General features: G+C 32.7%; 22 protein-coding genes, 1 other RNA gene and 2 pseudogenes. 15 read left to right on the forward strand and 10 right to left on the reverse strand.

Features of this window, described 5'->3' with window-relative positions:
- The first annotated feature begins 32 nt into the window (after positions 1–32).
- From AB3211_RS01460 to AB3211_RS01475, 4 genes are all read left to right on the forward strand, one after another.
- Positions 33–836, forward strand: a complete 804-nt coding sequence (locus tag AB3211_RS01460) for an outer-membrane lipoprotein carrier protein LolA (RefSeq protein WP_410521599.1) — start codon at positions 33–35, stop codon at positions 834–836.
- Positions 837–872: 36 nt separating this feature from the next.
- Positions 873–968: signal recognition particle sRNA small type (ffs, locus tag AB3211_RS01465), an RNA gene on the forward strand.
- A gap of 53 nt (positions 969–1,021) precedes the next feature.
- Positions 1,022–2,551, forward strand: coding sequence for a DNA polymerase III subunit gamma/tau (gene dnaX / locus AB3211_RS01470; protein WP_410521612.1), 1,530 nt, complete (start codon positions 1,022–1,024; stop codon positions 2,549–2,551).
- A gap of 12 nt (positions 2,552–2,563) precedes the next feature.
- On the forward strand, positions 2,564–2,887 hold the full coding sequence (locus AB3211_RS01475) for a YbaB/EbfC family nucleoid-associated protein (RefSeq protein WP_341757734.1): 324 nt from the start codon (positions 2,564–2,566) through the stop codon (positions 2,885–2,887).
- 368 nt (positions 2,888–3,255) lie between these two features.
- Here the strand turns inward: AB3211_RS01475 and AB3211_RS01480 are convergent, their stop codons facing one another.
- A complete protein-coding gene (locus tag AB3211_RS01480; protein WP_367364426.1) occupies positions 3,256–3,822 on the reverse strand; it encodes a cell cycle transcriptional regulator TrcR in 567 nt (188 codons plus the stop codon).
- Positions 3,823–3,943: 121 nt separating this feature from the next.
- Positions 3,944–4,660, reverse strand: a complete 717-nt coding sequence (locus AB3211_RS01485) for an OmpW family outer membrane protein (RefSeq protein ID WP_367364427.1) — start codon at positions 4,658–4,660, stop codon at positions 3,944–3,946.
- Between the two features lie 179 nt (positions 4,661–4,839).
- Here AB3211_RS01485 and AB3211_RS01490 point away from each other — a divergent pair, with 179 nt between their 5' ends.
- The 6 genes from AB3211_RS01490 (at position 4,840) to secF (ending at position 9,476) form a co-directional block, all read left to right on the forward strand.
- Positions 4,840–5,727, forward strand: coding sequence for a DMT family transporter (locus tag AB3211_RS01490; RefSeq protein WP_367364428.1), 888 nt, complete (start codon positions 4,840–4,842; stop codon positions 5,725–5,727).
- 474 nt (positions 5,728–6,201) lie between these two features.
- Positions 6,202–6,447, forward strand: coding sequence for a type II toxin-antitoxin system Phd/YefM family antitoxin (locus AB3211_RS01495; protein ID WP_367364429.1), 246 nt, complete (start codon positions 6,202–6,204; stop codon positions 6,445–6,447).
- Entirely contained in the window at positions 6,447–6,707 is a 261-nt protein-coding gene (locus AB3211_RS01500) for a Txe/YoeB family addiction module toxin (RefSeq protein ID WP_367364430.1), read from the forward strand. The genes AB3211_RS01495 and AB3211_RS01500 overlap by 1 nt, the downstream gene beginning before the upstream one ends.
- Before the next feature lie 114 nt (positions 6,708–6,821).
- The gene (locus AB3211_RS01505; protein WP_367364431.1) at positions 6,822–8,075 is read left to right on the forward strand and encodes an MFS transporter; all 1,254 of its coding nucleotides are present in this window, start codon (positions 6,822–6,824) and stop codon (positions 8,073–8,075) included.
- A 242-nt stretch (positions 8,076–8,317) separates the two neighbouring features.
- Complete coding sequence (locus tag AB3211_RS01510) at positions 8,318–8,554, forward strand: DUF2312 domain-containing protein (protein WP_341751598.1); 237 nt, start codon at positions 8,318–8,320, stop codon at positions 8,552–8,554.
- Between the two features lie 16 nt (positions 8,555–8,570).
- Complete coding sequence (secF, locus tag AB3211_RS01515; RefSeq protein ID WP_367364432.1) at positions 8,571–9,476, forward strand: protein translocase subunit SecF; 906 nt, start codon at positions 8,571–8,573, stop codon at positions 9,474–9,476.
- 86 nt (positions 9,477–9,562) lie between these two features.
- On the opposite strand, the gene AB3211_RS01520 is transcribed toward secF, so the two are convergent.
- The 3 genes and pseudogenes from AB3211_RS01520 to AB3211_RS01530 form a co-directional block, all read right to left on the reverse strand.
- Positions 9,563–10,030, reverse strand: a complete 468-nt coding sequence (locus tag AB3211_RS01520) for a type II toxin-antitoxin system RatA family toxin (RefSeq protein ID WP_367364433.1) — start codon at positions 10,028–10,030, stop codon at positions 9,563–9,565.
- A gap of 16 nt (positions 10,031–10,046) precedes the next feature.
- Positions 10,047–10,178 (reverse strand): annotated as a pseudogene (locus AB3211_RS01525) (DUF1674 domain-containing protein); the annotation flags it as partial.
- Positions 10,179–10,197: 19 nt separating this feature from the next.
- Positions 10,198–11,004: an isocitrate lyase/phosphoenolpyruvate mutase family protein gene (locus AB3211_RS01530; protein WP_367364435.1), complete on the reverse strand. Its 807-nt coding sequence runs from the start codon at positions 11,002–11,004 to the stop codon at positions 10,198–10,200.
- Positions 11,005–11,163: 159 nt separating this feature from the next.
- Here AB3211_RS01530 and AB3211_RS01535 point away from each other — a divergent pair, with 159 nt between their 5' ends.
- A complete protein-coding gene (locus AB3211_RS01535; protein WP_367364436.1) occupies positions 11,164–11,919 on the forward strand; it encodes a 16S rRNA (uracil(1498)-N(3))-methyltransferase in 756 nt (251 codons plus the stop codon).
- A 312-nt stretch (positions 11,920–12,231) separates the two neighbouring features.
- On the opposite strand, the gene AB3211_RS01540 is transcribed toward AB3211_RS01535, so the two are convergent.
- The 5 genes and pseudogenes from AB3211_RS01540 to AB3211_RS01560 all read right to left on the reverse strand — a co-directional run bounded on the left by AB3211_RS01540 (position 12,232) and on the right by AB3211_RS01560 (position 21,575).
- A complete protein-coding gene (locus tag AB3211_RS01540) occupies positions 12,232–15,744 on the reverse strand; it encodes a hypothetical protein (RefSeq protein WP_367364437.1) in 3,513 nt (1,170 codons plus the stop codon).
- A 16-nt stretch (positions 15,745–15,760) separates the two neighbouring features.
- The gene (locus AB3211_RS01545) at positions 15,761–18,199 is read right to left on the reverse strand and encodes a VirB4 family type IV secretion/conjugal transfer ATPase (protein ID WP_367364787.1); all 2,439 of its coding nucleotides are present in this window, start codon (positions 18,197–18,199) and stop codon (positions 15,761–15,763) included.
- A 32-nt stretch (positions 18,200–18,231) separates the two neighbouring features.
- The gene (gene serS, locus AB3211_RS01550; protein ID WP_367364438.1) at positions 18,232–19,524 is read right to left on the reverse strand and encodes a serine--tRNA ligase; all 1,293 of its coding nucleotides are present in this window, start codon (positions 19,522–19,524) and stop codon (positions 18,232–18,234) included.
- Positions 19,502–20,256: pseudogene (gene tatC / locus AB3211_RS01555) on the reverse strand (twin-arginine translocase subunit TatC). Before tatC ends, serS begins: the two are co-directional and overlap by 23 nt.
- A 551-nt stretch (positions 20,257–20,807) precedes the next feature.
- A complete protein-coding gene (locus AB3211_RS01560) occupies positions 20,808–21,575 on the reverse strand; it encodes an HAD family hydrolase (RefSeq protein ID WP_367364439.1) in 768 nt (255 codons plus the stop codon).
- 258 nt (positions 21,576–21,833) lie between these two features.
- Here AB3211_RS01560 and AB3211_RS01565 point away from each other — a divergent pair, with 258 nt between their 5' ends.
- The 4 genes from AB3211_RS01565 (at position 21,834) to typA (ending at position 26,337) form a co-directional block, all read left to right on the forward strand.
- Positions 21,834–22,076 carry a type II toxin-antitoxin system Phd/YefM family antitoxin gene (locus AB3211_RS01565; protein ID WP_367364440.1) on the forward strand — a complete coding sequence of 81 codons (243 nt, stop codon included), beginning with the start codon at positions 21,834–21,836 and terminating at the stop codon, positions 22,074–22,076.
- On the forward strand, positions 22,073–22,492 hold the full coding sequence (locus tag AB3211_RS01570) for a type II toxin-antitoxin system VapC family toxin (protein WP_367364441.1): 420 nt from the start codon (positions 22,073–22,075) through the stop codon (positions 22,490–22,492). Before AB3211_RS01565 ends, AB3211_RS01570 begins: the two co-directional genes overlap by 4 nt.
- A 209-nt stretch (positions 22,493–22,701) precedes the next feature.
- Positions 22,702–24,048: an MFS transporter gene (locus AB3211_RS01575; RefSeq protein WP_367364442.1), complete on the forward strand. Its 1,347-nt coding sequence runs from the start codon at positions 22,702–22,704 to the stop codon at positions 24,046–24,048.
- A 468-nt stretch (positions 24,049–24,516) separates the two neighbouring features.
- Positions 24,517–26,337 (forward strand): translational GTPase TypA, encoded by a 1,821-nt coding sequence (gene typA, locus AB3211_RS01580; protein ID WP_367364443.1) that lies wholly within the window; start codon positions 24,517–24,519, stop codon positions 26,335–26,337.
- The last annotated feature ends 7 nt before the right edge of the window (positions 26,338–26,344 follow it).

Below are 26,344 nucleotides of genomic sequence, written 5' to 3' on the forward strand. Positions count from 1 at the left end.
CGAATTGGGGTAACACATATTAGGTATAAAAGATGAGCTTGCTTTGTAAAGGTATTATTGCCATTTATTGGTTTCTAACCATAGCCTATGCTGAAATAGAGTTCTTGCATAATTCTACTTCTACTGGTAATTTGGGCGTCGGTACGGTACTCGAATCCTCACCTACACTAGAGTACGCTGCGGTTCTGCGTTCCGATCCTCCTACAAATTCCCTAGCAGAAGCGAATTCTGCTAGAACTCTAATATTAGAGCATAGGCCTCTTGATAACAAAGCTATTGATCAACTTAAAATATATTTACGTGAAATAAAATCCATGGCTGTGGACTTTAGCCAAGAGGATTCAGCAGGGAATAAAGCTGAAGGTAAGTTATTAATAAATAAGCCTTCTAAGTTTCGATGTAATTATTACCCTCCATTTCCTTTGGTGGTTATTGGTAATGCTAATTATGTTTCTGTGTATGACTATGATATGAAACATGTAAGTCGTATTAAGGCAGAGGAGAATGTATTTAATTTTTTATTAGAAGATAGTATAGATTTTGATAAATATTTCAAAATTGAGTCAGTAATAGATCAAGATAATATGTTTAAAATTACTATTTATCATACTTTATCAGAGCGGCGTAGTCAGATTACCTTTGATAAAAAAACTAAACAAATAAAAAAGCTAGAAATACTTGAAGATGAAAATATTATTACCATAATATTTAATCATATTGCAAAAGTACAAAAATTTGATGATGATTTATTTAAGCTTAAGAATCCAGACATATTCGGAACACCAAGTAGACTAACAAAAAGCGATATAGAAAAAAAATACAATTTAGCTACTTAAATAACTTGCCTCTAGATGATAAAAGAACTATTTTATCATGTGCTAGTAGTGGGCATTGGTGCTGTTCAGGTGGTCAGGTTCGAAAGGAAGCAGCCAAAATAGTCTCTAGTGGGTCATTACTAGCATACTCTTCTGTTTTCAAATCTAATTCTTGAAATCATTTGAGTAGATCATATTTTGTGAATATACAAGTGACAAAAACAACCGACCAATATATTAATTTTGCTAGAAAATATCGCCCTACTAATTTCTCTGAACTATACGGACAAGAAGTTTTAACAAAAATTTTAAGCTATACTATCCTAAAAAATCGTATATCTCAAGGTTATCTTCTTACTGGTATTAGGGGTGTTGGCAAAACTACTTCAGCACGTATTATCGCTAAAAATATTAATTGTACCAATTTGGTAGTTGAAGGTGATAGTATTAAACCTTGTGAAAATTGTCAGAATTGTAGCAGTTTTAATAAAAATAACCATCCCGATGTAATTGAAATTGATGCTGCTAGCAAGACCAGTGTTGATGATATCCGTAAAATAATAGAAAGTAGTGAATATAAGCCGCTAATCGCTAGGTACAGTATCTTCATAATTGATGAAGTTCATATGCTGTCTAAAGGTGCATTCAACGCTCTACTTAAAATCCTTGAAGAACCGCCAGCACATGTAATATTTATATTTGCTACTACTGAACCACAAAAAATTCCATTAACCGTAATTTCTAGATGTCAGCGATATGATTTAAGGAGACTAACATTTGATGAGGTTTTTCAATTGCTTCAGTTCATCGCTAAAAAAGAACAGTTAAACGTTGAGATAGAGGCTCTTAGAATAATTGCGTCTAGATCTGATGGTTCAGCTAGAGATGCAGTTTCAGTACTAGACCAAGCAACGAGTTTGGCAGCAGGAGACTCGATCACTCCTGAAATCGTTTATCAAATACTTGGTTTGGTGGATACAGCTAGTATAGTTAAGTTTTTTGAATATATTATTCAAAAAGATGCTGCTAAATCGATTGATTTAGTAAACAATCTCTATATGTCTTCAGCAAATTTAGAAACTTTTGTAGCATTAGTTGCTGATTTTACTGCCTATCTTAGTAAAATAAAGATATTACCTAATTATCAAAGTCCTATATATGTATCTTTTAATGATAATGTTACAAATATTTTAACAAAAATTACTCTTCCTCAATTATCTATTATTTGGCAAATATATAGTAAAGGAATTATAGAGATGAAAACTTCACATAATCAATTGATAGAAGCTGAAATGCTGGTGATAAAATCTATTTACTCACAGATGTTGCCATCGCTAGAAGAATTAGTGGAATATAATGATGGAGAGCAACTAGAACAGCCGGTATTACAACAATCAACTCAGAACTATCAAATTACCGGTTTTCTTGAGTTTTTACATTTGCATAATGAGATGGAAGTTTATTACAGATTACTGAACCAAGTGGAGTTAAAATCTTTTGTTCTTCAAACTATAGAAATTGCTGGAAGCGATCTCAATACAAAAATAAAAGAGCAAATTGCTAATTTATTATTTGCTTGGTCAGGTAAAACTTGGAATGTTATCATTACAAAACAGTTAAAAATAATCACTCTTAAAGAACAATTGCTAAATAAAGTAAAATCAAGTCAAGATTGGAAAATTTTAACACAACACTTTCCAAATGTTACAATTTCAGATATTTTGTTAAAAAATTAAAAGGTAAATAGTATGACAAATTTTAATCAATTTTTAAAACAAGCTCAGTCAATGCAAAAAAAAATGCAAGAAATGCAGGAAAAAATGGCAAATACTGAATATTTTGGAAAAGCAGGTGGTGGGTTAGTAAATATTACCGTTAGTGGTCGTGGTGAGGTTCGAAAGGTTTCCATTGACTCTTCTTTGCTTAAAGAGACAGAGAAAGAATTATTGGAAGATTTAATTGTTGCTGCTTTCAGCGATGCTAAAAGCAAGGTCGATGAAGATTCACAAAACTCTATGTCTGATGCTTTAGGTAATATTGGTTTGCCACCTGGACTAAAGATGCCATTTTAAATCCTCCCAACTTTCGCATGGAGGATTTGTTGCATGGATCATGAGCAAGTCATTCCCGCGTAGATCACTAGTATGTCATTCCCGCGTAGGCGGGAATCTATATATCTAATAGCCTTTGCAGGCTATTTTTTTATATTTTCGTCTACGCAGGAATAACATCAAGAATAGTTAAACTTATATCTATAGCAACTACTAATTGTGGTTTTTAAGTTGCCATGACTTATTAGACTTCCTGAATAAATCAATCTAGTTGGTGATTTTGTCGTCGAAACTCGCCTTCGCTCCGTAACAACCGTCTGTGTACGCTGCGGTACTCGGCTTCGTTTCTTCTAAAAATCCCGAAAGCTTTTTTGATTTATGCAGGAAGTCTATTCTTTATCAGTTTTTTCTTGCTTAGATAAAAGCTTCGCTTGCTCAATACTCTTGTCTAATTCCACTTGACTACAAATTCCAAGTAAAACTGGATCACGTGGGCGAATGTTTTTCATGTTCCAGTGACCACGATCACGGATGGCTTCTATGGTTGGCTTAGTAGTACCAACTAGTTTTATAATTTGATTATCTAAAATTTCTGGACAATTTTTAAGTAGCCAATATATCGCGTCTGGTTTATCCTGACGTCTAGCAATAGGAGTATATCTAGATTGTTGTTTTTTCTTTGTACTTACCAAATCATAGGCACTACTCACAAAAAGTCTTAAACTACTACTTGGATCTTTCGTGCAACGCATTATTTCTTCTTGAGTTAATTGTCCTCCAACAATAGGATCTAGCCCCATAATACCTTGAGATACTTCACCATCAGCAATGCCTTTAATTTCAAACTCATGAATCCCACAAAAATCCGCTATCTGCTTAAAAGTTAAAGCAGTATTATCAATCAACCAAATAGCAGTTGCTCTAGGCAGTATAGGTAATTTTTGTTGTGAACTCATAGTAAAAAACTAATAATATAATATTGATATGTCTAGACAAGATATAGTCTCTTCTAACTAATAAGTCAACAATAGACATCTTAGACTACTTCAATTTCTTGCTTAATTAGGTCAGGCAAATCTAAAACCTATAACCAATACCTACTGCAATCATTAACGGATTAAACCTTACTTTAGATGATATAGGTTGTTTTATTAAACTATTTTTATAATCAACTTTGGTCTTAAGAAAATACTGCCTTACATCTAAGTTAATCAATGTATCATCCTTAGCATATAAATCAACCCCGATCTGTAATACAGCACCGTGACCATTTTTGACTGTACATCCTTTAGATTTACTGAACATATAAGCTCCATGATAACCAACGCCAACATAAGGTCTAATAGCACCAAAGGGAGCTATATGATATTGTCCCGTGACAGTCAGGGGGATAATATAAAGATCTTTTCTTTTACCAACATCTGCTGGATTACCACCATAATTATAAGCCACATTCTTTAAACTATTATTTTTAGTACGTAATACATTAAAACCTAAAGATAACTCTGCGGCAACATTACTAGCAAAGAATATTGATGTAGAAGCATCAAAACCGTAACCATTTTCAACAAAATTACCAATCGATACTGGGTCTTTGGCAGTAGCCTTAGGAAAACCTTTTTGCTTTGCACTAGATTTGATACCCCCCCCTCTTATTTTAAACACAAGATTACCTTCATTTTCATAATAATCGGCATCATAGTCATTATTAGTTGAATCAGGATTAGCAAAGCTAGAAATACTTACACAACTTACCAACAGCAATATTCCAAATTTTTTCGTGACTTTTATCATAACTATAAACCTTTTCTTGCTTTAAATATATTGCTGTATTATATATATTCTTTCTTATTTGAAAATCAAATTGATAATAAGATTTTTAAACTTGTTTAATATTAGTGACACTATAACACTAAATATAGAAAACACTAATACAAAAAATATAAAAAAATAATGAATTAAGGTCTATACAAATGAATAATAAATTAAACACTTATTTTGTTGGTATTGGTTGGTTTATATTAAGCTTGGTAAGTAGTGCAACTAATGACATAACAGCAAAATATCTTGGACTTAGGCTACATAGTTTTGAGGTAACTTGTTTTCGCTTTTTCTTTAGTGCTTTAATTCTTGTCCCTTTTATTTTATATTATGGGAAACAGACTCTTAAAACTAATCGTCCTTTTATACATATTGCAAGAGGGGTTTTATTGTTTTTTGCTATGACGTCTTGGACTTATGGTCTCAATATTGCCCCAGTGACTACTGCTACAGTTATTGGTTTTGCTACACCTTTATTTACTCTAGTTCTAGCAGTTTTTTTCTTAAATGAGAATATTATTTGGCAAAGATGGGCAGCAACTTTATTTGGTTTTATTGGTATTGTTATTACCCTGAAACCTCATGCTAGTGACTTTAATCCACAGATATTGATTTTTGTCTTAGCTTCTGTAGCTTTTGCCATGTTAGATATTATCAATAAGAAATTTGTAGTAAAAGAATCAATGATTAGTATGCTATTTTATTCTGCTCTAGTAACATCTTTAGTATCAATACCGTCATCAATAATGTATTGGCAAACACCTACCAGTTCAGAATTTATTTTGCTATTTACCTTAGGAGCTGGGGGTAGTTTAATCTTATTTTTCTTATTAAAGGCTTTCTCTCTAGTTGATGCCACTGCCACCGCCCCTTATAGATATTTAGAGTTAATAATTTCAGCATCAGCTGGATATCTTGTGTTTAATGAAGTCCCTGAAAACAGTACTTTATACGGAGCATTGATAATAATACCTGCAACATTGTTTATAATATATTCTGAGAAAGGAAATATTACACAAAATGATAAAGCTACTGCATGAAGTAGTACTCGCAATACCTCAATTCGATATAAGAATTAACAATTCTTATATCGAATTGGCTTGTTATAAGGAAAAATGCATTCTTGAAACGATTCTACGAATGCATTTTAATCTATTACCGCTAATAATCTTATTTTTATATTGTATAAAAATAAGATTATTAGCAAATTAATATTTAACAATCAGGTAAAGAACCGCTTCAAACCTGATTGTTGCTATATGTATCCCGCAAGTTCGATGTAACTTGTTACATCGAATTCAGGCTAGCAATGCTTGTTCTTTTCAAACATTTTGTTGAAATGATATTAAATGTACAATATCATGTACTATATGTGTATATACTCAAATGATTTGGAGAATTGGATTTGAAAATAAGGGACGAGCAAGCGGAGCGTACGTAAGTACGCGAGTCCTTGATATTTCCAAAAAACAATTCTTCAAAGCAGAAGAGTATACTTATAAGGGAGATAAATTATGAACGTACAGACAATATCGGTAGCAAGAGCTAATTTATTTAGCCTTGTACAAGAAGCAAACGAAACACATAAACCAGTATATTTAAAAGGTAAGCATTATGACGCAGTGCTATTATCTAGAGAAGACTACGAATCTTTGCAAGCAACATTAGAATTATATTCGATACCTAGATTAGTTAAGGAAATACTAAAAGCTAGGCAAGAACCTTTGGATGGGTGCTTAAATGAAGATGATATGAATTGATGTCATTGTACAATTTGAAATTTACTAAAAAATCATTTAAAGATTTTCAAAAGTTAAAGTCAGAAAAACTTGATAATAAGGCTAGAAAACTATGGACTGAATTAAAAAATAATCCAAGACCTATCAGCAGTGAAAAACTCGTAGGCAACTTAAAAGGTTGCTATTCTCTAAGAATTAATATCAAACATAGATTGATATACGAAATTTTTGAAGATAAAAAGACTGTACTAATAATCAGCTTGAGTGGGCATTATGAGTAAGCCATCATATATGTTGCTAATAAACGCGAATTTGGGATAAGAATTAATAATTCTTATATCGAACTGGGGTAATAAGCGTTCTAATCCTTGATCACCAATGAAATAATAAAAAATATGAATAAATGTAAGTTGGTTTTTGCAAGTGGTGTAGCAAATGCATTTGAGTGGTATGATTACGCACTATTTGGTTACTTTGCTCCTATAATAGGGGCAAAGTTCTTTCCTGGATCAAGTCCTAGCTCGTCTTTATTGCATGCTTTTTTGGTATTTGCTATCGGTTATTTAATGAGACCAATAGGTGGGGTATTTTTTGGGGTACTCGGAGATCGTTTTGGTAGAAAAACTGCTTTAAGTACATCTATATTTTGTATGTCTCTACCAACTGCACTAATTGGCATATTACCAACTTATGACAATATAGGTGTTGCCGCAACTATATTAATGATTCTACTTCGGATGCTGCAAGGTGTATCAATGGGCGGAGTACTTACTGGCTCAATTGCATTTGCTATTGAACATACAGGTAAGGTGTATCGTGGCTTTACTGGCAGTATACCAATATCCAGTATTTCTATTGGCATATTATTTGGATCAATCATTTCGCAGCTTATACAAAGCCTTTTATCAGCACAACAATTTAATGATTGGGGGTGGAGAATACCATTTTTATTAGGAATTTTTATTTTATTTGCTGGACTTTATATAAAAAAATATACCAGTGAAACCCCTAGTTTTCAAAGTATAAAAGAAGATGGTGGGATTTTAAAATCTCCTCTGAAAAAAGTTATCTCTGTATATTGGATTGATATGTTAATATCAATCTTCATCAATTCTACAGGTTCAGTATTATTTTATCTACAAGCTACTTATCTAATGTCATTTTTGAGGATAAATCGTGGTTTTACCGATGACCAAGTTAGCAATTTAGCTAATTATTGTTATATAATCATGGCTATTGTTACTTTATGTTCTGGCTATTTATCTGATGTAATTGGTCGAAAGAAAATTTTTGTGATTAATTTACTGGTAATTATTTTAGTTATCCCTTTTTTGATGAATGTAATTGAAACTGGAGAATTTTGTTTTATAATTATATCTCAAATCGTATTATCAATTTTAGCTGCTTGTTATATCGGTCCTGAACCTGCACTGCAAGCTGAATTTTATCCAACCAATATCAGAAATACTGCTTTATCATTGTCTTATAATACAGCAACCAGTATTTTTGGTGGTACAACACCTTTAATACTAGAATATCTTGTGCAAAAAACTGGTACTATTACTTCATCTATTTATTATGTAATTGCTTGTGCTATTTCAAGCCTAATAGCTCTTTGTTTTTATAAGGATCGTTCGGGTAACAACTAATCTAAAGATTTTTCTAGCATTTATAGCAGAATTATCTATAAATTACTTAGTGGCTTGATAAAATAATATATACTAGCCATATTATACTCAAATGATTTGGAGAATTGGATTTGAAAATGAATGGTGAGCAAGCGGAACGTACATATAGTATAGTTACGCATGCGAATCCATGATATTTTCAAAAAACAATTCGTAGGAGCAGAAGAGTATACAATTTTTGATAAACAATAAACTTGAATTTTATGACAGAAGTGATAGCTAAAGAACAATTAGAACAATATATAAATCAAATAGAAGGGCTTGAACAAGAAAAAGCTGAATTATCTGAAGCAATAAAAGATATATTTGATGCAGCCAGCTCTAGTGGCTTTGATACCAAGGCTATGAAGTCGGTGTTAAAACTAAAAAAACTTGATAGAAATAAGCTAGCTGAACAAGATGCGATCTTAGAATTGTATAGACAAGCTCTCGGTATATAAATTAAAGAATTCAATAATGCAATTATATCCATTAAGGCTTTTACCTGATAAAATCAACTTTGATTTTATCAGATTTAGAAAAGTAAGTTATACGATGTCCATTATTTTATCTCTTGTAAGTATTATTTGGATAGGGATTTACAAATTTAATTTTGGTATTGATTTTGCTGGTGGGATTGTTATAGAAGTGCGGCTTGATCAAGACCCTGATTTAACCAAAATGCGTGAAGTGCTTAATAATCTTAAGATTGGTGAAGTAGTATTACAAAATTTTGGTAATCAGCATGATTTGTCAATACGAGTTGGCAGCAATAGTGAAGATACTTTAATGCAAAATATTAAGATTATCAAATCAACTTTAAAAAACCAGTTTCCTTATAAATTTGAGTATCGTAAAGTAGATTTTGTCGGTCCACAAGTTGGTACTCAACTGATAAAATCAGGAATAACGGCACTAATTCTTTCGTTTCTTGCCATAATGGTTTACACTTGGGTTAGATTTGAGTGGTATTTTGGGCTTGGTATACTTGTAGCTTTGTTACATGACGCCATACTAAGCTTAGGTTTTATGAGTGTAATGAGGCTAGACTTCAATTTAAGCTCCATAGCTGCTATTCTTACCATAATAGGTTATTCTGTGAATGATTCAGTAGTTATCTATGATAGAATCAGAGAAAATCTACGCAAATCACATAAGACAGTAATGCCACAAATTATTAATCTGAGTATTAATGAAACTCTGTCTAGGACTATTCTGACAGTTGTTACAACCTTGCTCGCAAACCTAGCTTTGGTAATATTTGGTGGGGAAGCTATTTATAGTTTTAGTGTATTAGTGTTTTTTGGTATAATAGTTGGTACATATTCATCTATTTTTATATCTGCTCCTATATTGACCTACTTCAAAAACTTGCAGAATTGATAAATCAATTTTCAAATTTTTGGGTAAAAGTTGAGTAGCAAAATAATAATAAATATTAAATTTGCACTCATTAATAGATCCCTATTTCAAGAATAGTTTGCTAAGTTTATTTTAGTTAACATAGTATCTGCCCTTTTTTCAAATGCATCAACCATTTTTTCAGTAGCATCAGTAAAAAATATATTAACTAACTTGTCAACTATTGCAAATTTCATCTTAAAATCAATAAAGAACTCTATTTTACTACCAGTATCTTCTTTGGAAAATTGCCACAAGTTTTTTAAATATTTAAATGGTCCAGAAACTGCTTCTACTTCAATAGAATAGCTTTGTTTCTTTAAATCATTTGAGTATATAATTTTTGATTGATATTTGTCTGTGAAACCTTTCAACTGAATTACTAATTCAGCTATAATTTGATTCTCGCTCTCTGAGATGATTCTAGCAGCCTTGCACCATGGCAAAAATTCAGGATATGACTTTACGTCAAGAACTAAGTAATATAATTCTTGTGCATTATATGGTAGAATTTTGACTTGATGAAAATTTGGCATAAATTTTTTAATCTTTTTAAAAATCAGTTACTTTACCTTTATGCTGCCAATCTCCATAGGTAGTTGGTTCTTGACCTTTAAAGCCGCCTATTTCTTTGGAGTTTTCTTGTTTATCTTTTATGGTAGTATCTTTTTTGTTATCCATAATATGTACTAGTCCTCTCCTATTACGTCTTTTTATTTGTATCTATATATGTTAACACTTCAGTTGCAGATTTATCCAATTCTTGCATCACTGCAATATATGGGAAAGGACCGTAACTAATTCTAGATACACCTAAATCAACAAGGTTTTTTACTGTCGTTATATCTTGCACCATTATATTGACAGGAATAGGTGAAAATTCACATAATTGTTTTATAAAATTATGATTTGCTAAGCCTGGTGCAAAAAACCCATCAGCTCCAACTTCTGCATAAGCTTTGCTTCGTTCTATAGCTTCTTTTAAGTCTTGTTCATTATGCTCAGATGTATCTTTTTGAAGAAAGATATCCGTTCTAGCATTAATAAACATATTAGGCAATAACTCCTTTATAGCTTCTTTAATTGCTTTAATTGCTTTAATTCGTTTACATTGTTCTTCTATAGAGTATCTTGCCTTTTCTTTCCCAATAATTTGATCTTCAAAATTTATACCAATTGCCCCTGTTTTAATTACGTGTTCAACATTTTCTATTAAATCACTTAACTTCGATGCAAATCCTGATTCAAAATCAAAACTCACAGGTACTTTGACTTTTTCAATAATATTCTTTAAATTTTGCAAGGCTAATTTAAGTGGGAATTTCTCACCATCTTCATAACCATAAGATTTTGCTACTGCCCAGCTACTTGTAGCTAATGCTTTCGCCCCGGACTTCTCTACAATCTGTGCTGAACCAACATCCCAAATATTATACAATACTAAAGGATTACCCTTTTTATGAAGTGTTTTAAACAAATTATCTTCTATTTCTGTGAATTTTCTTTTCATACTACATTATCTCCTTCTGTTTGAGTTAGTTTTTTTTCATTGTTGTTTTTTCCTTAATAATATATTATTACTCAAAACATAATTTTAATTATTAAAATAATATTTTGAAGTAAATGAAAAAGTCAAAATGCCTAGGTGTTAACCATTAGAGTTAAAATTATGAAATTTTCTCATCTTCACAGAATATATACCAATATCAAACTAATTGAAAACTATTCGTTAAATCTTGCAGAAGATCATAGTCACTACCTTAAAACAGTATTAAGACTGAAGGTTGGCGATCATTTTAGAATTTTTAACGGCACAGATGGTGAGTTTATAGCACAAATTACTGGTATGACAAAAAATAATTTACATGTTGGACTTACTAATATTTTAAGAAAAGCAACAGTTGAACCTGAACTTACTTTAGGAATATCCATTATTAAAAGTGATAGAATGTTGGATGCCATAGATATGGCTGTACAGCTTGGGGTAACAAAAATTATTCCACTAATCGCAGACAGATCTCAATTTCGCACTGTTAATACTCAAAGATTGATGAAATGTATTATCGAATCTACAGAGCAGTCCGAACGTTTAATACCCTGCATTCTTATGCCAGTAGTATCACTTAGTCTTTTCCTAGAGCAAACTCTAGATAATTCTATAATATATGCCAATGAAAATGAAGATGAAAATAATACTTTATTAAAAATCATGCCTATATATTCATCAGATATTTCGGCAAATATTTCAGTTGTTGTCGGTCCAGAAGGTGGTTTTTCACAAAATGAACTCCAAATGCTTTCATTAAGACCCAATACTTTATCAATAAGTCTAGGACCAAATATCCTCCGAACTGAAACTGCCGTAGCAACATGTCTAGCACAAATTAAATTATTCACAGCTAGTTGCGTTGCAACTAAGATATAGCTAACCCGAAAAGGTTTTAGCTATATCTCGATAATCAAGTTTTTTTCTGAAGACTACAACTCATGGCAGTTTATGTCATCCCAGCGTAGGCTGGGATGACATCTTCTCGGCTTCTTTTCATGATTTTCAAACTGCCATGAATTATATAACTTAATAAAAACTTGATTATCTAGTATATAGTCAATTGATGAGAAGTAGGCAAACGTCGTCTTCGATCGCTCGCCTATTACATATAGGCATCGCTCCTAGCAGCAAATCCTCCTGAATTAACTATAGTAATGGTGATAGCCTGATGTCTTTATCAAACCTAGGTTATTTCAGTTGATATTTAATAGTAACATTCAAAATTCCTCCCCCAACAACCCCAACACAAATATTAAGATTATTCTTACCATTTTGTAGATGTGACATCAAATCAAGCTGCGGTATGTTAGTATATCTATATATGTCTGGTGCTTTCACAAATTTTCCTTGGTAAGTTTTATAAATGTAAACAACACAGTTATCACCTTTAAAATCCCTACATTGCATAGAATTAAACTCAGAAGTAGTAGGACCAGCATGAGCAAGTTGATTATTAATTTTGATCACTATGTAATCATCATAATACGAACCAGTACCACCTACTGTAAAATAGCCTAGCTTATTAGTATTCGGTATATCAAACTCATAATTTGCACAATGTAATGTATCTATTAGATGAGCTGGAGAATGACCTGCAGAATCGTATGGAACACCAAGTACAAAAGTTCCAACCTTAGTGGCATTATCATAACTATTTTCAACAGGAAAATTGCTTTTGAAGTCGCTTGTATATTTGAAAGCAAGACCAGTATTCTCTTTACATCCAACACCATCCGGTAAGGCTTCAAAGGCCACTGTTTTAGTATCGATATTTGATAGACAATAACGTTGTAGTGGTTTATTCGGATCAATTACTACCCAACCAGGCTTACAAGTACCTAGTGCCAAATCACCTATTTTTGTGTCAGGATCACCTATTTCTGTGCTAGACCATGTTGCGTTACCACTGGCATTAGTCGGGGTGGTAATTGCTTGACATTTAGGGGCAGGAACTAAGGTACAAAAACCTAATTCTTGTGGGGTTTTATCTCGGATTGCAGCAGTTTTTTCAATAGAAGTACCATCCTGATACACAAGAGCACCATTCTTCTTATTAACAAAAACACCATTTTCATTGACAATAACATCATCCTTATCTACAGGAATCCCATCTTTATCAACAAAAGTACCATTCTTATCAATAAGAACACCCTTCCTATTAAAAGTAGCAGTATAATACTTTCCATCAGTGTTTATTGTAGGGCCTAGTGACGGAGAAGGATCGATTCTATTATTACTATCTACAGACACTTTACATACTTCAACATCTAGCTTACGATTATTTTTATAACAATACGCAGAGTTAGCACATTTATAAATCGTAATACCCTTTGTCTTAAGATCATCTATAGTCTCCACAGAGTTACAATCAGTATGAATATCCTGACAGATTTGCAGACCTAGGTATTGCATACTTTTTGTCTTAAATTTTGAGCAATCAACTGTATCTGATTCAAGTAGTCTTGCTAGTACACAGTTAGTATCATTTACTCCCGGAATACATTTGTCTATATCTTTTAATTGTAAACAGCCATGTGTTGCACCTTGAATATATTTACCATTTATATATTCAAGACCCTTTAAATATACCACACCTGTAGTAGGAATTCCTGTCTTAGCATCATAAGGGATCTTGTCATCTTTGTAGTTACCATATATCGTTAAAGGATTCATAGATTTTTTTCCAGAAAATGGCATAGCAGTATATATAGTTGAGGGGGTATTAGAAATATATGCCATGAAGGAAGTAAAATTAAATCCTGCTAAATTTATTATTGCTTCTGTCTTGCCTGCTATTGACTGAGTAACCGACAATGGTGTAATAACAGTATTAGTTGAATCAACAATATTCCCTTTATCATCTGACACTCCTATTGACGCAATAAATTGAGGAGTATAATAGCTATTTTTAAGGCAGATTCCAGGAAATTTTTCACACTGGTAGGTTAGGATTTGGTAACCATCTATCACCCTGTCTTCACAACCAACCAAGCTCTTTCCTTCTGCTACACAAATAGATTTTGGATCACGACGAAGATGAGGCTCTAAGGTAGTATCCAATGTAGTATTTATAGTAATTGAAGCAACAAAAGACCTGTCATCAACATTATCTCTGAGCTTAAAGATCTTCTTGAGCGGTAGTAAACTTGTAGCATCTTGACCTTGTATAAGAGGAAATGCAAGATTAACATCAATAAACTCACCAATATTTATGCCCCATATTTCTTGACAAGTAATCTTATCCTTTGCTTCTTTGCTATCACAATCAGGTACATCATCAACATAGTAACTACTTGGTGTAGATAGCTTACCTACTTTTTGTGCGTAGACTATCCTAAATCCATCTTCGCAACCATTCTCAGTAACACTACATTCAAAGGGAATTTTTGTGTTAACGCAAAATTTTGCGTCACCATCTGAACATTTTTTTATTGCATCGCGTTGAGCGGTATCAATATGAAGTCCTTTAGCTGAAGCAAATGGACTGTTTATTATTACACATTTATCGGTTTTTTGAGGATCTTCTCCATTTTTACAAAGAGGCACAAGATTATCTAAACTAACACGTACAACATTATGCATAAGATTATTTCTTAATTTAGACACCACACATGGTGCATTTGAAGATTGAACAAATAAACCATCTTTCTTTTTACTGCACACACGCTTTGTAGTGGGAGTAATAATGAATTGTTCTAATTTAGGGCAATATGGTGGTGGAAAAGGACCTAATGGTAATTCAACGCAACCAAATTGGTAGTTATCAACAGAACGATTTAGTGCACCAAGTGCTTCTACTATTTGTTTTGCCACTTCATACAGCCATTGTTGTTCAAAAATATATCCTATCCATTTAACTATTTCTTTTATAACATCAAGACCTGGTGTATTGTCAGAACCAATCATGTCTAATAACTTACCTAATAGTCCTGATATACTCATAGTAGACTTAATTCCTATTAAAAACTTTAGAATTTTTGCAAGAGGGTGTAACGCATCTGTTTTGTGAAGAGGCTGTTTTACTGCGTTCCAGTCCATCGGATCTAAGTGAGCTCCGGTAGCTGAAACAAGATTTACCAAACCAGGATCACTATATGCACATAGCTTTGGTCTATTAAACGGTTTCCCGTCATCTCCAACAATCGGTTTATCATCTTCTGTAAAGCCAACATCATTCAAGTGTTTTCCAGGAGTATAACCAGGATCTGCTGGCGTTCCTTCTTTATTCAGTTGTGTAGGTCCAACTGCAGGAACAGCAACCCTAGCACAAATTCTGAGCAAGGGTAGGGCATAAGCCCCAGGCCATATTACGCATTCACCATCCCAATTCAAAGTAGTGGATTGATTCCAGCATGCAAATGCATTACAACTTTGAGTTCTTATACGAATCTTTGGTGCAAAATAGGAGCTTTCTGGTGTACGTTCTGCACAGTGATGAAGATAAAATCCAATAAACTTCTCAGGAGGGTCAAACTGTATCAAGCAATTATCTGTATCGCGTCCATCCCTCCTATTCCATGGTGGGCATATAGGATTTGGCTTTATTGTTCGTTTGATACTTCCGTTCCATGTTTCATCTATCTTATTATACCCGCAATTGCAAGGATCACTTAGACATTCTCCAACTTCACCCCAAAATGATGCATAACTCTTGCTAAAATAAATCAACAAAAAAAATGCTAGATAATATTTCTTTAGCACCAAATTCCTCTTCCTATTAAATATGATTTAATGCCATATACAAAGGATTAATCCAATTATCAGGATGTCCTGGATATTGTTGTAATATTTCTTGATATATTTTTAATTCCTCGGTTCTACAGGATAAAATCTTGATAATGCCAATTAAACTTCCTATACTTAACTCCAAAGCAATAGATTGATTATTTTGATTTATTAAGAACATTCTAGAAGCAATTGTAAATTTCGATAATTTATTTATTTCTGATTCATTTAATCCTAAAATTTGTTCTAAATACTGTGATTTTATTTCTGATGGTAAAACTATTTTAGTGTCTGTTAAATCTAACCAATGCTGTAGCACCCTTGTTTTTATCGACTGTAGATAACTAAAATTAAAATTACTAACCATGATTCCATTATTATTCAGCAATCTATCAGAAATCATTTGTGATATGTTATCAAAATTTTCCGGTCTATACAAGGAATCTAGATTATCTATTACTAATATTTTTGGACTCTTCCCTATAATAGTTAAGTGATAATTAAAAGCATATATTAATCCTGCACATAAACTATTTTGCTTAGTCAAATTCATTGAAAAATCTTCTAGAAGTTTTCTATCTGTTGGATAAAAACGTTCAGTAAAAGACTTCTCAGAGACAGGGTACAAATTAAATCCGATTATGCCGCCTTCAGATAAAGGGAATTTATCACTATCAAATATACCATCATATAATCCTCCTTTTGTATAATCAGTTAACCTTAGTTTAATTAAATCTCCATCTTCTATAGAAAAGTCCATTGTTTTTAAAATAGAGGAAAAATTACGATCTTTATTATCTAAAGTCCAAATTTTATCAGCGAAGTTTTCTAGGAAAGCTAATTCTGCTTTGGTTAGAGGGTAAAAAGAATGATTGCAAATTATTTTAAGAAATTCGATAACGAAATGCCTTGACTCTAGAGTATCATCTAGTAGAAATGGATTTATTAGGTTCTTCTCCTTTTCAAACCACTGCCCTTCAATTGATTCAACAAAAATTTTTGAATTATTACTATTGGAAAGATATAATATTGTTGGCTTATATTTAGTGGCTTCAGAAATTAAAAAATTTGTTAGTACAGTCTTACCAGTATTATCTGTGCCAAAAATACAAGTATTTCCTCTATTATTACTTTTAGCATGAAAATTCATAAAGTAAGGAGTTCCTTTTTCTGTTCTAAGCAAAGTCACCGCTTTACCCCATATGTTATTTTGGCTTCCGGTCGGGAAATTATGTAATGAGGCCAAAGCGGCGGTATTTTCTATAATTGTGGGAGCGAGCCTCCTAACATAGGAAAAGTTCCCTGGAAGCTGTGCCCAGAATGTCTGTTCTAAGTTTATATCTTCCCGCACATGGACAATGCCAATTTTAGCAAGTTCCTTAGATGCTTGGGCAATTGATTGATCCAATTTTTCCAAGTCTGACCCTATAATAGCAATAGAAATTTGTTGTTTACAAAATTGGTTCGGGATTGAAGCATCAAGGTTCATTATCTTATCTATTCCTGTAATTTCAGCAAGTTTAGTATCCTTACTAACTTGTAAAATATATGCCTGTTGTTCAAATGTTTTAGATACTTCTTTTTTATCAACGAAGTAAAATATTTCTGTTGCTATTAATTCCACAGGTAATTGTAGGAATCCATCAAGTGCAGCTGATGATACTTCTTGATATTCCTTTATTGAAATAATGGATGCAAACTTTTTATCATGACTACTTATTACTTCAATCTTATCGTTACCAACTGCATATTGATTAGAGGCTAAAGCATTAGATAGATTTGCAATCGGTACTAGGCAATATTCTTCGTTGAGATGGATTATTCTACGATATAAAAACATCAGATCAGAGTAAGATTCTTCCCCTTCAAATCTTATTCCTAACTTTACTGCACCGAAATCTTGTAAATCCAAAAGTATTGTATCAACAGTGCTATTTAGTATTTCAAAAACACTACTTAAGTACTTATTTTGGAGACTGACAACTTTATCAAAAAACAAAGAAGTTATTAAAAGGTTGAGATTTTTAACTTTAATTTCAGCAGAATCATAAATTATTGAGATATATAAGGTGTTAACAAATTTATCATCCCAGTAATTCTTTTTTTGCCATAAATTGTGAATATTAGCTGCTAACAATTTATTATAAGAAGTTGGGTCATCTAAGTTTGTCTTACGTCGTACAGTATGTATCCAAAATGCAAAATTTTTATTACGAACATTTTTCTTGATCGCATTACGCACTACTTCTCGTAAATTGAATAACTTAGTGCTAATATTTTCTGCATTGATACCATTTATTTGGATAGTTTGGAGTAGTTCACCATTCTTAGTTAACAAAGTATTCTCATTATAATGACAAGCAATTGGAATGAAATCCTCTGCAGAATTATTATATAAATCCTTATCAACTTTTCTTGAGTTGCTAGCTATTTTGAACACCAATGATACCTATTAAATATATGTTATTTATACTCTTTAGTAGTATAAATTCGCTCCAACCCACCCATGTAACTTACCAAAACATCTGGAACTGTTATTGAACCATCCGCATTTTGGTAATTTTCTAGAATTGCGATTATTGTCCTACCAATTGGTAAACCAGAACCATTCAAAGTATGGACAAAAGTAGTTTCGTTGCTACCAAATTCTTTATATCTAGCTTTCATCCTTCTAGCCTGAAAATCTCCACAGTTAGAACAACTTGAAATCTCACGGTATAGATTTTGCCCAGGCAACCATACTTCCAAATCATAGGTTTTCTTGGCAGTAAATCCCATATCTCCAGTACAAAGCAACATAACTCTATATGGTAGATCAAGTTTTTTTAGAATAGTTTCAGCTGCATTAGTTATATATTCATGTTCACGCTGAGATTCTTCTGCAGTAGTTATTGTAACCAACTCAACTTTACCAAATTGATGCACACGGAACATACCTCTAGTATCTTTACCACTACTGCCAGATTCTGATCTGTAACAGGGTGTGTAAGCAACATAACGTATAGGCAATTCTTCCCTAGCTATTATGGTATCAGCCACCATATTAACGAGAGGTACTTCGCCTGTTGGAATTAGCCTGTAATTATTTACCGTTTCAAACGACTCTTCTGCAAATTTTGGCAATTGACCGCTATTATACATAGCAGCTGGTCGTACTAAAGCTGGAGGAGATAATTCAGTAAAATCAAATTCCTGAGTATGAGTATCAATCATAAAATTAATCAATGCACGTTCTAACTTTGCTAACTCTCCTTTTAAAGTTACAAACCTACTACCAGACATTTTAGCAGTACGGACAAAATCCATCATACCTAAACTTTCACCAAGTTCAAAATGCTGCTTAGGTAATGGAGGAGATAGTTTTGTTGTAATGTCTCCTACTGTTTTAAGCAGTTTATTCATACTTCCATCAGTACCGTATGGTACATCATCATCAGGAAGATTTGGCAGGATCTCCAACATATCATTTAACTGATGATTACTATTTAATTTTAGATTCAGTTCTTCCAGCTTTTCATTTATGTGATCCACATCACGCTTTATTTCTTCAAATTCCTTACTAGCTTTGTTAGGCATGTTGCCTAGATCCTTAGATTTTTTCCTTCTTGCATGCTGAAATTGCTGAATAAGATTAGTTAGCTGGCGTTTGCTTTCATCTAGTTTAGTAATTTTATCGGACATTGGGGTAATTCCCCTTTTGATAAGTAGATCATCAAATTCTTGCTTATTCTCCCTAATCCACTTTATATCTAACATTTAACTTCCTCGATTTTCTACAAATTTACACATAATAATTGAAGTTTCATATAATAAAAGCATTGGTATTGCAAGAGCAAATTGGCTCAGTACATCCGGTGGGGTTAAAATACCAGCAATAATAAAAATAATTACTATAGACGATCTTCTTTTGTCCACTAAGTCTTTTGCTGTTAATATTTTTAATAAATTTAATATTAACATAATAATTGGTAATTGGAAAGCCATACCAAACGCAATAATTAGATGAATTACTAAATTTAAATATTCACTAATTCTAGCTTCTAGAATTAGTGGAATAATAGCATTATTATCTTCAAAGCTTAGAAAAAATTGCCATGCACGCGGCATAACAAAGTAAAATACAAAGATGCTCCCACACCAAAACAAAACAGGTGACATAAAAAGAATAAAAGCAGCATATTTTTTCTCACCTGAATATAACCCAGGTCTTATAAATAAAAAACATTCTACAGCGATAATTGGCATAATCATGACAAAAGAAACAAAAGCTGCAAGTTTTATATAAGTAAAGAATGCTTCAGTAAGACCAGTATAGATCACTTTCTTTATATTAGCATGATCTAATTCTGCAAGTGGCTCTAATAAAATGTTATATATATCGCTACTAAAATAATAACAAATAATAAAACCAATAATGAATGCAGCAAATACTCGTAAGAACCTAGCCTTTAGCTCTAAAAAATGCTCTTTAAAAGTATATGACTTCATAAATTAACCAAATGTACAAGTTTAAGTAGGTATATAACCTTAGTTTGATGTAAGACATCGGTTTAATAGCCTGGGATGTCATATATGGACGTTCCTGCTTTTGTGAGGAGGTATTACTAACGTGGATAGTCAAAATAGGTTGTTATGAACCTAGAAATTGAATAGAATGATAAAAAACTTATCAAAAGTATACTTATATACTCTAGAATAGAAAACCAAAAATTGCGTCGTCATTATCCAAGACTCTAGCGGTATACTCAAATGATCCTACGAGCAGTATACCATCTATAAAAAAGGTTCGTAACTAGAATGATTATAACAAAGCTTTAAGAAAAATGGGAGAAATAATCCTTAGTTTTGATGAAAATTATTTGGCAAAATATGACAAGCTTCATGGATTGCCACGCTCACGTACGTTCGCTCGCAAAAACGGTTTTTTAATTTTCAACAGTTGTGGTGATGTCACCCCAGCGAAAGCTGGTATCTAAAATTATACTAGGAGTCCTAAAAGTTTTGCTATTGCTTTTCTTCAAAGCAAAATAGTATAATCCCTACAATGTGTCATAAGAGTCTACTAGGGAAAAATCTCCTAGGGAAGGAAGATATTCACCTAACAGTTCTAATTTACTCTCTGTTGGCTGATCAAAGTCAGTCTGTATTTGATTTTCTTTTTGTTCTTGTGCTGTAACTATCTTAGAAGCCTCAGTTAAATACCCGATATCCTCGGTAACATCTATCCCCTGCATACCATTTTTCCTTGCTATATCCACATTATCTGAATCATCATCTATTAAAACAACCTTCTTATTATCAGAAACACCAAAATGCTTCTTGGCTTCCTCTATATGCTCCTGTTTGCCTTCATAGTTATTTCCATGAGGATGCGACACTACATAAATTTTTTCCAATAGAGTCGATTCTAAAGCAAGTTGCTTAAGAGCGTATTTGATCCAATCAGGATATGAGCCAAAAGATACAATAGCTATATGACATCCTATAGTTAATGCTTTTTTTAACAATTCTACTAATATATCTTTATTTTTCCAATTTGTCGTTTCATCTGCTAGAAATCGATTTACACAATCCTCATGATCGAGAAAAGTACTATAAAGAGCATTGTGTAGGGAGTCCTTTACTATTGTTCCATCCCAATCAATACATAATAACGTCTTATCAGATTGAGTTTCTTTTTCCAAAGAATCTTTTTGCTGTTTAATTTCTAGTTGGTCAGCATTCAGAGTATTCATTACCCATTTATCTTTTACTATGCTAAAATCAAAAGGGGGGAGTTCTAATCTCGCCTTTTTTACTTTTGACATCTGTTGTTCTCTTATATTTATTTTTGTTATTTTTTATAATTAAGTAATTTATAGGAAAAACTGTATTACCCTTTTAAAGAGTATTATTCTTGAACCCAAAAACTCAGAACTTAATAAATTAATTTTAAAATTTTTGCAAGCAAATTATTAATATTATTTAAGTAAAATGAAATATATTAATCACTGTTATTAGCGTATTGTATTGCTTATTAAAATATGATAAACTAGTTAAATCAACTAGTTTATTAAAGAGGATTCATGAGAATAGTTGGTATGTTTAAAACAAAAACTCACTTACCGGAGCTAATTAAAGAAGTAGAAGCAGGTGAAGAATTATGCATAACAAACAGAGGAAAAGAGGTAGCTTTTGTTATACCTGTAGCTAAATATTATTCCCAAAGATTTGATGATCTATTTAAAAAACTTGCTGAACTTAAAAAACGTAGTCCTCTTGGCTCTACAGATGATGTTATTAAAATGAAAAATCTTGGTAGAAAATGAATTTAGTAGTAGATTGTTCATTCATTATGTCATCGATTTTACCGGATGAGCAGCAGCTTAAGGTCGATAACATTTACCATCAGATTTCTAACAAAGTATATAATATATTTGCCCCTGCTGTCTTTTTTTTAGAATGTAACAATGTGCTTATATCATCCTTAAAAAAACAGCGTATTACTAAAAGTAATTATGAAGAGTATTTACACCTCTTAAATACTCTTCCTATTAATATTGATAAATTTTGTTCTAGCCCTGAATCTCTACATATAATAGCAAGGATTGCAACTAAATATGGTCTAACGTCTTATGATGCTTCTTACCTTGAATTATCCCTACGCCTTGAAGCAAAAATTGCTACTCTAGATAATAATTTGGTTAATAGCTGTAAGATAGCAAATATAGAATCTATAATTTAAAATACTAATTACTTCAAATATGCACTTAATAGTGAATTCAGTTGAATTATGTCAAAGAAATCTCCACTCGAACTTTCAGGTTGTATTAAGTACTAGTATATTGTTATACCAATAGTTTAATTATTTTAGCCTACTATATCATTTTTTCTTGCTATTAATTAACCAAATCATCAATATTTATAGTACTATTAAAATTATAAGGTGAATAAATGATAGGGAACTATAAAGAACAAAAAGGTTTAACAAGGAAACAAAAAGAAGCCGTTGGATTGCTTTCAGTTGGGACATTCCTAGAATATTTTGACCTGATGTTATATGTTCATATGGCAGTATTTCTTAATGAGCTATTTTTTCCAAAATATGATCCACATACTACAGCAATTTACTCTGCTACAGCTTTCTGTTCTGGCTTTGTTTTTCGACCGGTTGGTGCATTAATTTTTGGTTGGATAGGTGATAATATAGGGCGTAAGACTACCGTTATCATCACGACTTTTATAATGGCTTTATCATGTCTTATAATAGCTAATCTACCTACCTATGCCCAAATAGGTATTACAGCTCCTTGGTTACTCACCATATGCCGTATAATACAAGGAATCTCCTCTATGGGAGAGGTAATAGGAGTACAACTTTATTTAACTGAATTTATAAATCCACCAAGCCAATACCCAGCTGTTTCATCAATTTCCGTTTTTAGTACTTTAGGAGGAGTTGCTGCTTTAGGAATAGCATCTTTAGTGACCTCCTATGGATTTAATTGGCGTATAGCATTTTGGATGGGAGCGAGTGTAGCACTGGCTGGTACAGTAGCTAGAAGGAGTCTTAGAGAAACGCCGGAATTTGCTAATACCAAACGTCAACTAAAAAAAACTCTTCAGCAGACTTCAAATGTTGCCGGCATATATCTCAAAAAACTGGAAAACAACCCGATATGGAAGGAAAAAGCTAATAAAGTAACAATAATAGCCTTGTTTTTAATAGAATGTATGTGTCCCGTATGTTTTTATTTTTCTTATATTTATTGCGGAAATATGTTAAAAAATTCTTTTGGCTACACTGCTGAACAGGTTATTCATCAAAATTTTATTATCTCAATATTTTCCTTCTTAAGCACTTTGGTATTAACATATTTAAGTTATAAAATATATCCGTTAAAAATTGTAAAAACTTTGTTATTAATATTTTGTCTATTTGCTTTAGCTTGCCCTTATTTATTAAATAATCTTAATAGCTCGTTTGATGTATTTTTAATTCAATTATTCACTATGTTATTTGTACCTAATGGTCCTAGCACAGGACAGCCAATCTATTATAAACATTTTCCTGTCTTTAAACGTTTTAGCTGTGCTAGTCTTACATTTGCCATATCTCGTGCCTTAATGTTTTTAGTTACCTCTTTTTTGATTGTTTACTTAACTGAGTATTGGCATCATTGGGGGATAATGATGATATTGTTTCCAGTTTGCATAGGTTTTGCATTCGGACTATTTCATTTTGAAAAATTGGAGAAAGAGATTGGAAATTATCCACAAAAGCCCCATGTAGAGGTATAGATAAATGTTGACAACATAATGCCATAACTCGATGAAAATCAACAATTGCGTTGTCGTTGTCCAAGACCTGCGGTGCTCACGTACTAATGTACACTGCACTCCTCGGCTTAGACACTCCTAGCACTTGTTGATTTTGATTCTATCGTCTACCAACTCTTCATTTACGAGCAGTATATTTTTAAATGCATAGCTAAAGTTAAAAAATCTATTACTGTTTCCTCTACTATCTTTTTAGCTTTTTCCGGTGATTTAGCTCCTAGAGTTTGTAAATTACCCCAATTCGGGATAAGAATTGGCAAATTCTTATCCCGAATTCACGTAAATTGTGAATCCAATCCAAGAATTCTAGCAAGCGAGAAGCAACGTTGTTGCTAATTCAACTGAATTCACTATAACACAAGAACTCTATTCCAATTTGATATATTTTGCTCTATAATGCACATCTAAAAAATATATTAAAGGTTTTTGATGTCTGCTATTCGCAATATTGCCATTATCGCCCACGTTGATCATGGTAAAACCACTCTAGTTGATAGTATGCTTAAGCAAAGTGGGACTTTCCGAGAAAACCAAGCAGTAGCAGAACGTGCTATGGATTCAAATGACCTTGAACGCGAACGTGGTATAACTATTTTAGCCAAATGTACCTCCCTTATGTGGGAAAATATCCGTATCAATATAGTTGATACTCCTGGTCACGCTGATTTTGGTGGTGAGGTAGAACGCATTCTTACTATGGTAGATGGAGTTGTATTACTAGTTGATTCTTCTGAAGGTACAATGCCTCAGACAAAATTTGTGCTGTCAAAAGCTCTAAAACTTGGTTTGAAACCAATTGTTGTTATCAATAAAATCGACCGTCCTGATAGAAGAGTAAGTGAAGTAGTTGATGAAGTATTTGAATTATTTATGGCATTAGAGGCAACTAATGAACAACTAGATTTCCCAATTATCTACGCTTCGGGACGTAGCGGTTGGGCATCGCTCCATCTAGAAGATGAGCAAAAAGACCTTTCTCCTCTTTTTAATTTGATAGTATCTCATGTACCTGCTCCTGTTGCTGATAGCAGCCTTCCCTTTTCTATGCTTGTTACTACTAGAGAATATAACTCATATTTTGGTCGTGTATTTACCGGTCTAGTGCAGAGCGGTACGGTTAAGATTAACCAAAATGTTAAAGTACTTAATCGCGATAATATGGTAATTGAAAATGCTAGAATAAGTAAAATACTGTCATTCCGAGGATTGGAACGCGTAGCTGTCGATGTAGCATATGCAGGGGATATCATTGCTATTGCTGGAATTCAGAACGCTACGGTAGCTGATACTATCTGTGACCCTGAAATAATGCTAGCACTCCCTTCCTTACCTATAGATCCACCAACATTATCTATGACATTTGGAGTAAATGACTCTCCTCTTGCTGGACGGGAAGGATCAAAGCTTACATCAAGATTTTTAGGTGATAGATTGATGCGAGAGATCGAAAGTAATGTGGCAATACATGTCAGTCAAACTGAAGAAAAAGATGCTTTTCAAGTTGCAGGTCGTGGTGAGTTACAATTAGGAATATTAATTGAAACTATGCGACGTGAAGGTTTTGAACTATCAATCAGCAGACCACGTGTATTATTCAAAGAGGATGAACAGGGAAAAAGATTAGAACCAATTGAAGAAATCCAAGTTGATGTTGATGATGATTTTGTTGGAGTTGTTGTTAAATCCTTGGCAATACGTAAAGCAGAAATGACTGATATGCGTCCATCTGGTGGCGGTAAAACTAGAGTCACATTTTTAGGACCATCACGCGGTCTTATTGGTTACCACGGTCAGTTTCTAACCGAAACTCGAGGTACAGGTGTTATGAACCGTGTTTTTCATAGTTATGGCTCATATAAAGGGATTATTGAAGGGAGACGTAATGGAGTGTTAATTTCTAATGGAGATGGTGAATCTGTTGCCTATGCTCTATGGAATCTTGAAGATCGTGGAAAAATGTTTATAAACCCTAATGAACTAGTATATCAGGGAATGATTATAGGAGAACATAATCGGGATAATGACCTAGAGGTAAATCCTCTGAAAGCCAAACAATTATCAAATGTCAGAGCTTCTGGCAAAGATGAAGCTATGCGTCTTATCCCACCAGTCATTATGACATTAGAACAATCTATCAGCTATATCCAAAATGACGAAAGAGTAGAAGTTACTCCTAAATCAATCCGGCTTCGTAAGGCAGTATTAAACCCTAATGACCGAAAGAGATCAGAACGACGTAATGAGGACTAATTGCTAT

Source organism: Candidatus Tisiphia endosymbiont of Nedyus quadrimaculatus (genome assembly GCF_964059235.1).
Taxonomy (GTDB): domain Bacteria; phylum Pseudomonadota; class Alphaproteobacteria; order Rickettsiales; family Rickettsiaceae; genus Tisiphia.

What these genes read in the sequence shown, in the direction of transcription:
- AB3211_RS01460 (WP_410521599.1), top strand. Translation starts at nt 33, where the DNA reads ATGAGCTTGCTTTGTAAAGGTATTATTGCCATTTATTGGTTTCTAACC.
- AB3211_RS01475 (WP_341757734.1), top strand. Translation starts at nt 2,564, where the DNA reads ATGACAAATTTTAATCAATTTTTAAAACAAGCTCAGTCAATGCAAAAA.
- AB3211_RS01480 (WP_367364426.1), bottom strand. Translation starts at nt 3,822, where the DNA reads ATGAGTTCACAACAAAAATTACCTATACTGCCTAGAGCAACTGCTATT.
- AB3211_RS01485 (WP_367364427.1), bottom strand. Translation starts at nt 4,660, where the DNA reads ATGATAAAAGTCACGAAAAAATTTGGAATATTGCTGTTGGTAAGTTGT.
- AB3211_RS01490 (WP_367364428.1), top strand. Translation starts at nt 4,840, where the DNA reads ATGAATAATAAATTAAACACTTATTTTGTTGGTATTGGTTGGTTTATA.
- AB3211_RS01495 (WP_367364429.1), top strand. Translation starts at nt 6,202, where the DNA reads ATGAACGTACAGACAATATCGGTAGCAAGAGCTAATTTATTTAGCCTT.
- AB3211_RS01500 (WP_367364430.1), top strand. Translation starts at nt 6,447, where the DNA reads ATGTCATTGTACAATTTGAAATTTACTAAAAAATCATTTAAAGATTTT.
- AB3211_RS01505 (WP_367364431.1), top strand. Translation starts at nt 6,822, where the DNA reads ATGAATAAATGTAAGTTGGTTTTTGCAAGTGGTGTAGCAAATGCATTT.
- AB3211_RS01510 (WP_341751598.1), top strand. Translation starts at nt 8,318, where the DNA reads ATGACAGAAGTGATAGCTAAAGAACAATTAGAACAATATATAAATCAA.
- secF (WP_367364432.1), top strand. Translation starts at nt 8,571, where the DNA reads ATGCAATTATATCCATTAAGGCTTTTACCTGATAAAATCAACTTTGAT.
- AB3211_RS01520 (WP_367364433.1), bottom strand. Translation starts at nt 10,030, where the DNA reads ATGCCAAATTTTCATCAAGTCAAAATTCTACCATATAATGCACAAGAA.
- AB3211_RS01530 (WP_367364435.1), bottom strand. Translation starts at nt 11,004, where the DNA reads ATGAAAAGAAAATTCACAGAAATAGAAGATAATTTGTTTAAAACACTT.
- AB3211_RS01535 (WP_367364436.1), top strand. Translation starts at nt 11,164, where the DNA reads ATGAAATTTTCTCATCTTCACAGAATATATACCAATATCAAACTAATT.
- serS (WP_367364438.1), bottom strand. Translation starts at nt 19,524, where the DNA reads ATGTTAGATATAAAGTGGATTAGGGAGAATAAGCAAGAATTTGATGAT.
- AB3211_RS01560 (WP_367364439.1), bottom strand. Translation starts at nt 21,575, where the DNA reads ATGTCAAAAGTAAAAAAGGCGAGATTAGAACTCCCCCCTTTTGATTTT.
- AB3211_RS01565 (WP_367364440.1), top strand. Translation starts at nt 21,834, where the DNA reads ATGAGAATAGTTGGTATGTTTAAAACAAAAACTCACTTACCGGAGCTA.
- AB3211_RS01570 (WP_367364441.1), top strand. Translation starts at nt 22,073, where the DNA reads ATGAATTTAGTAGTAGATTGTTCATTCATTATGTCATCGATTTTACCG.
- AB3211_RS01575 (WP_367364442.1), top strand. Translation starts at nt 22,702, where the DNA reads ATGATAGGGAACTATAAAGAACAAAAAGGTTTAACAAGGAAACAAAAA.
- typA (WP_367364443.1), top strand. Translation starts at nt 24,517, where the DNA reads ATGTCTGCTATTCGCAATATTGCCATTATCGCCCACGTTGATCATGGT.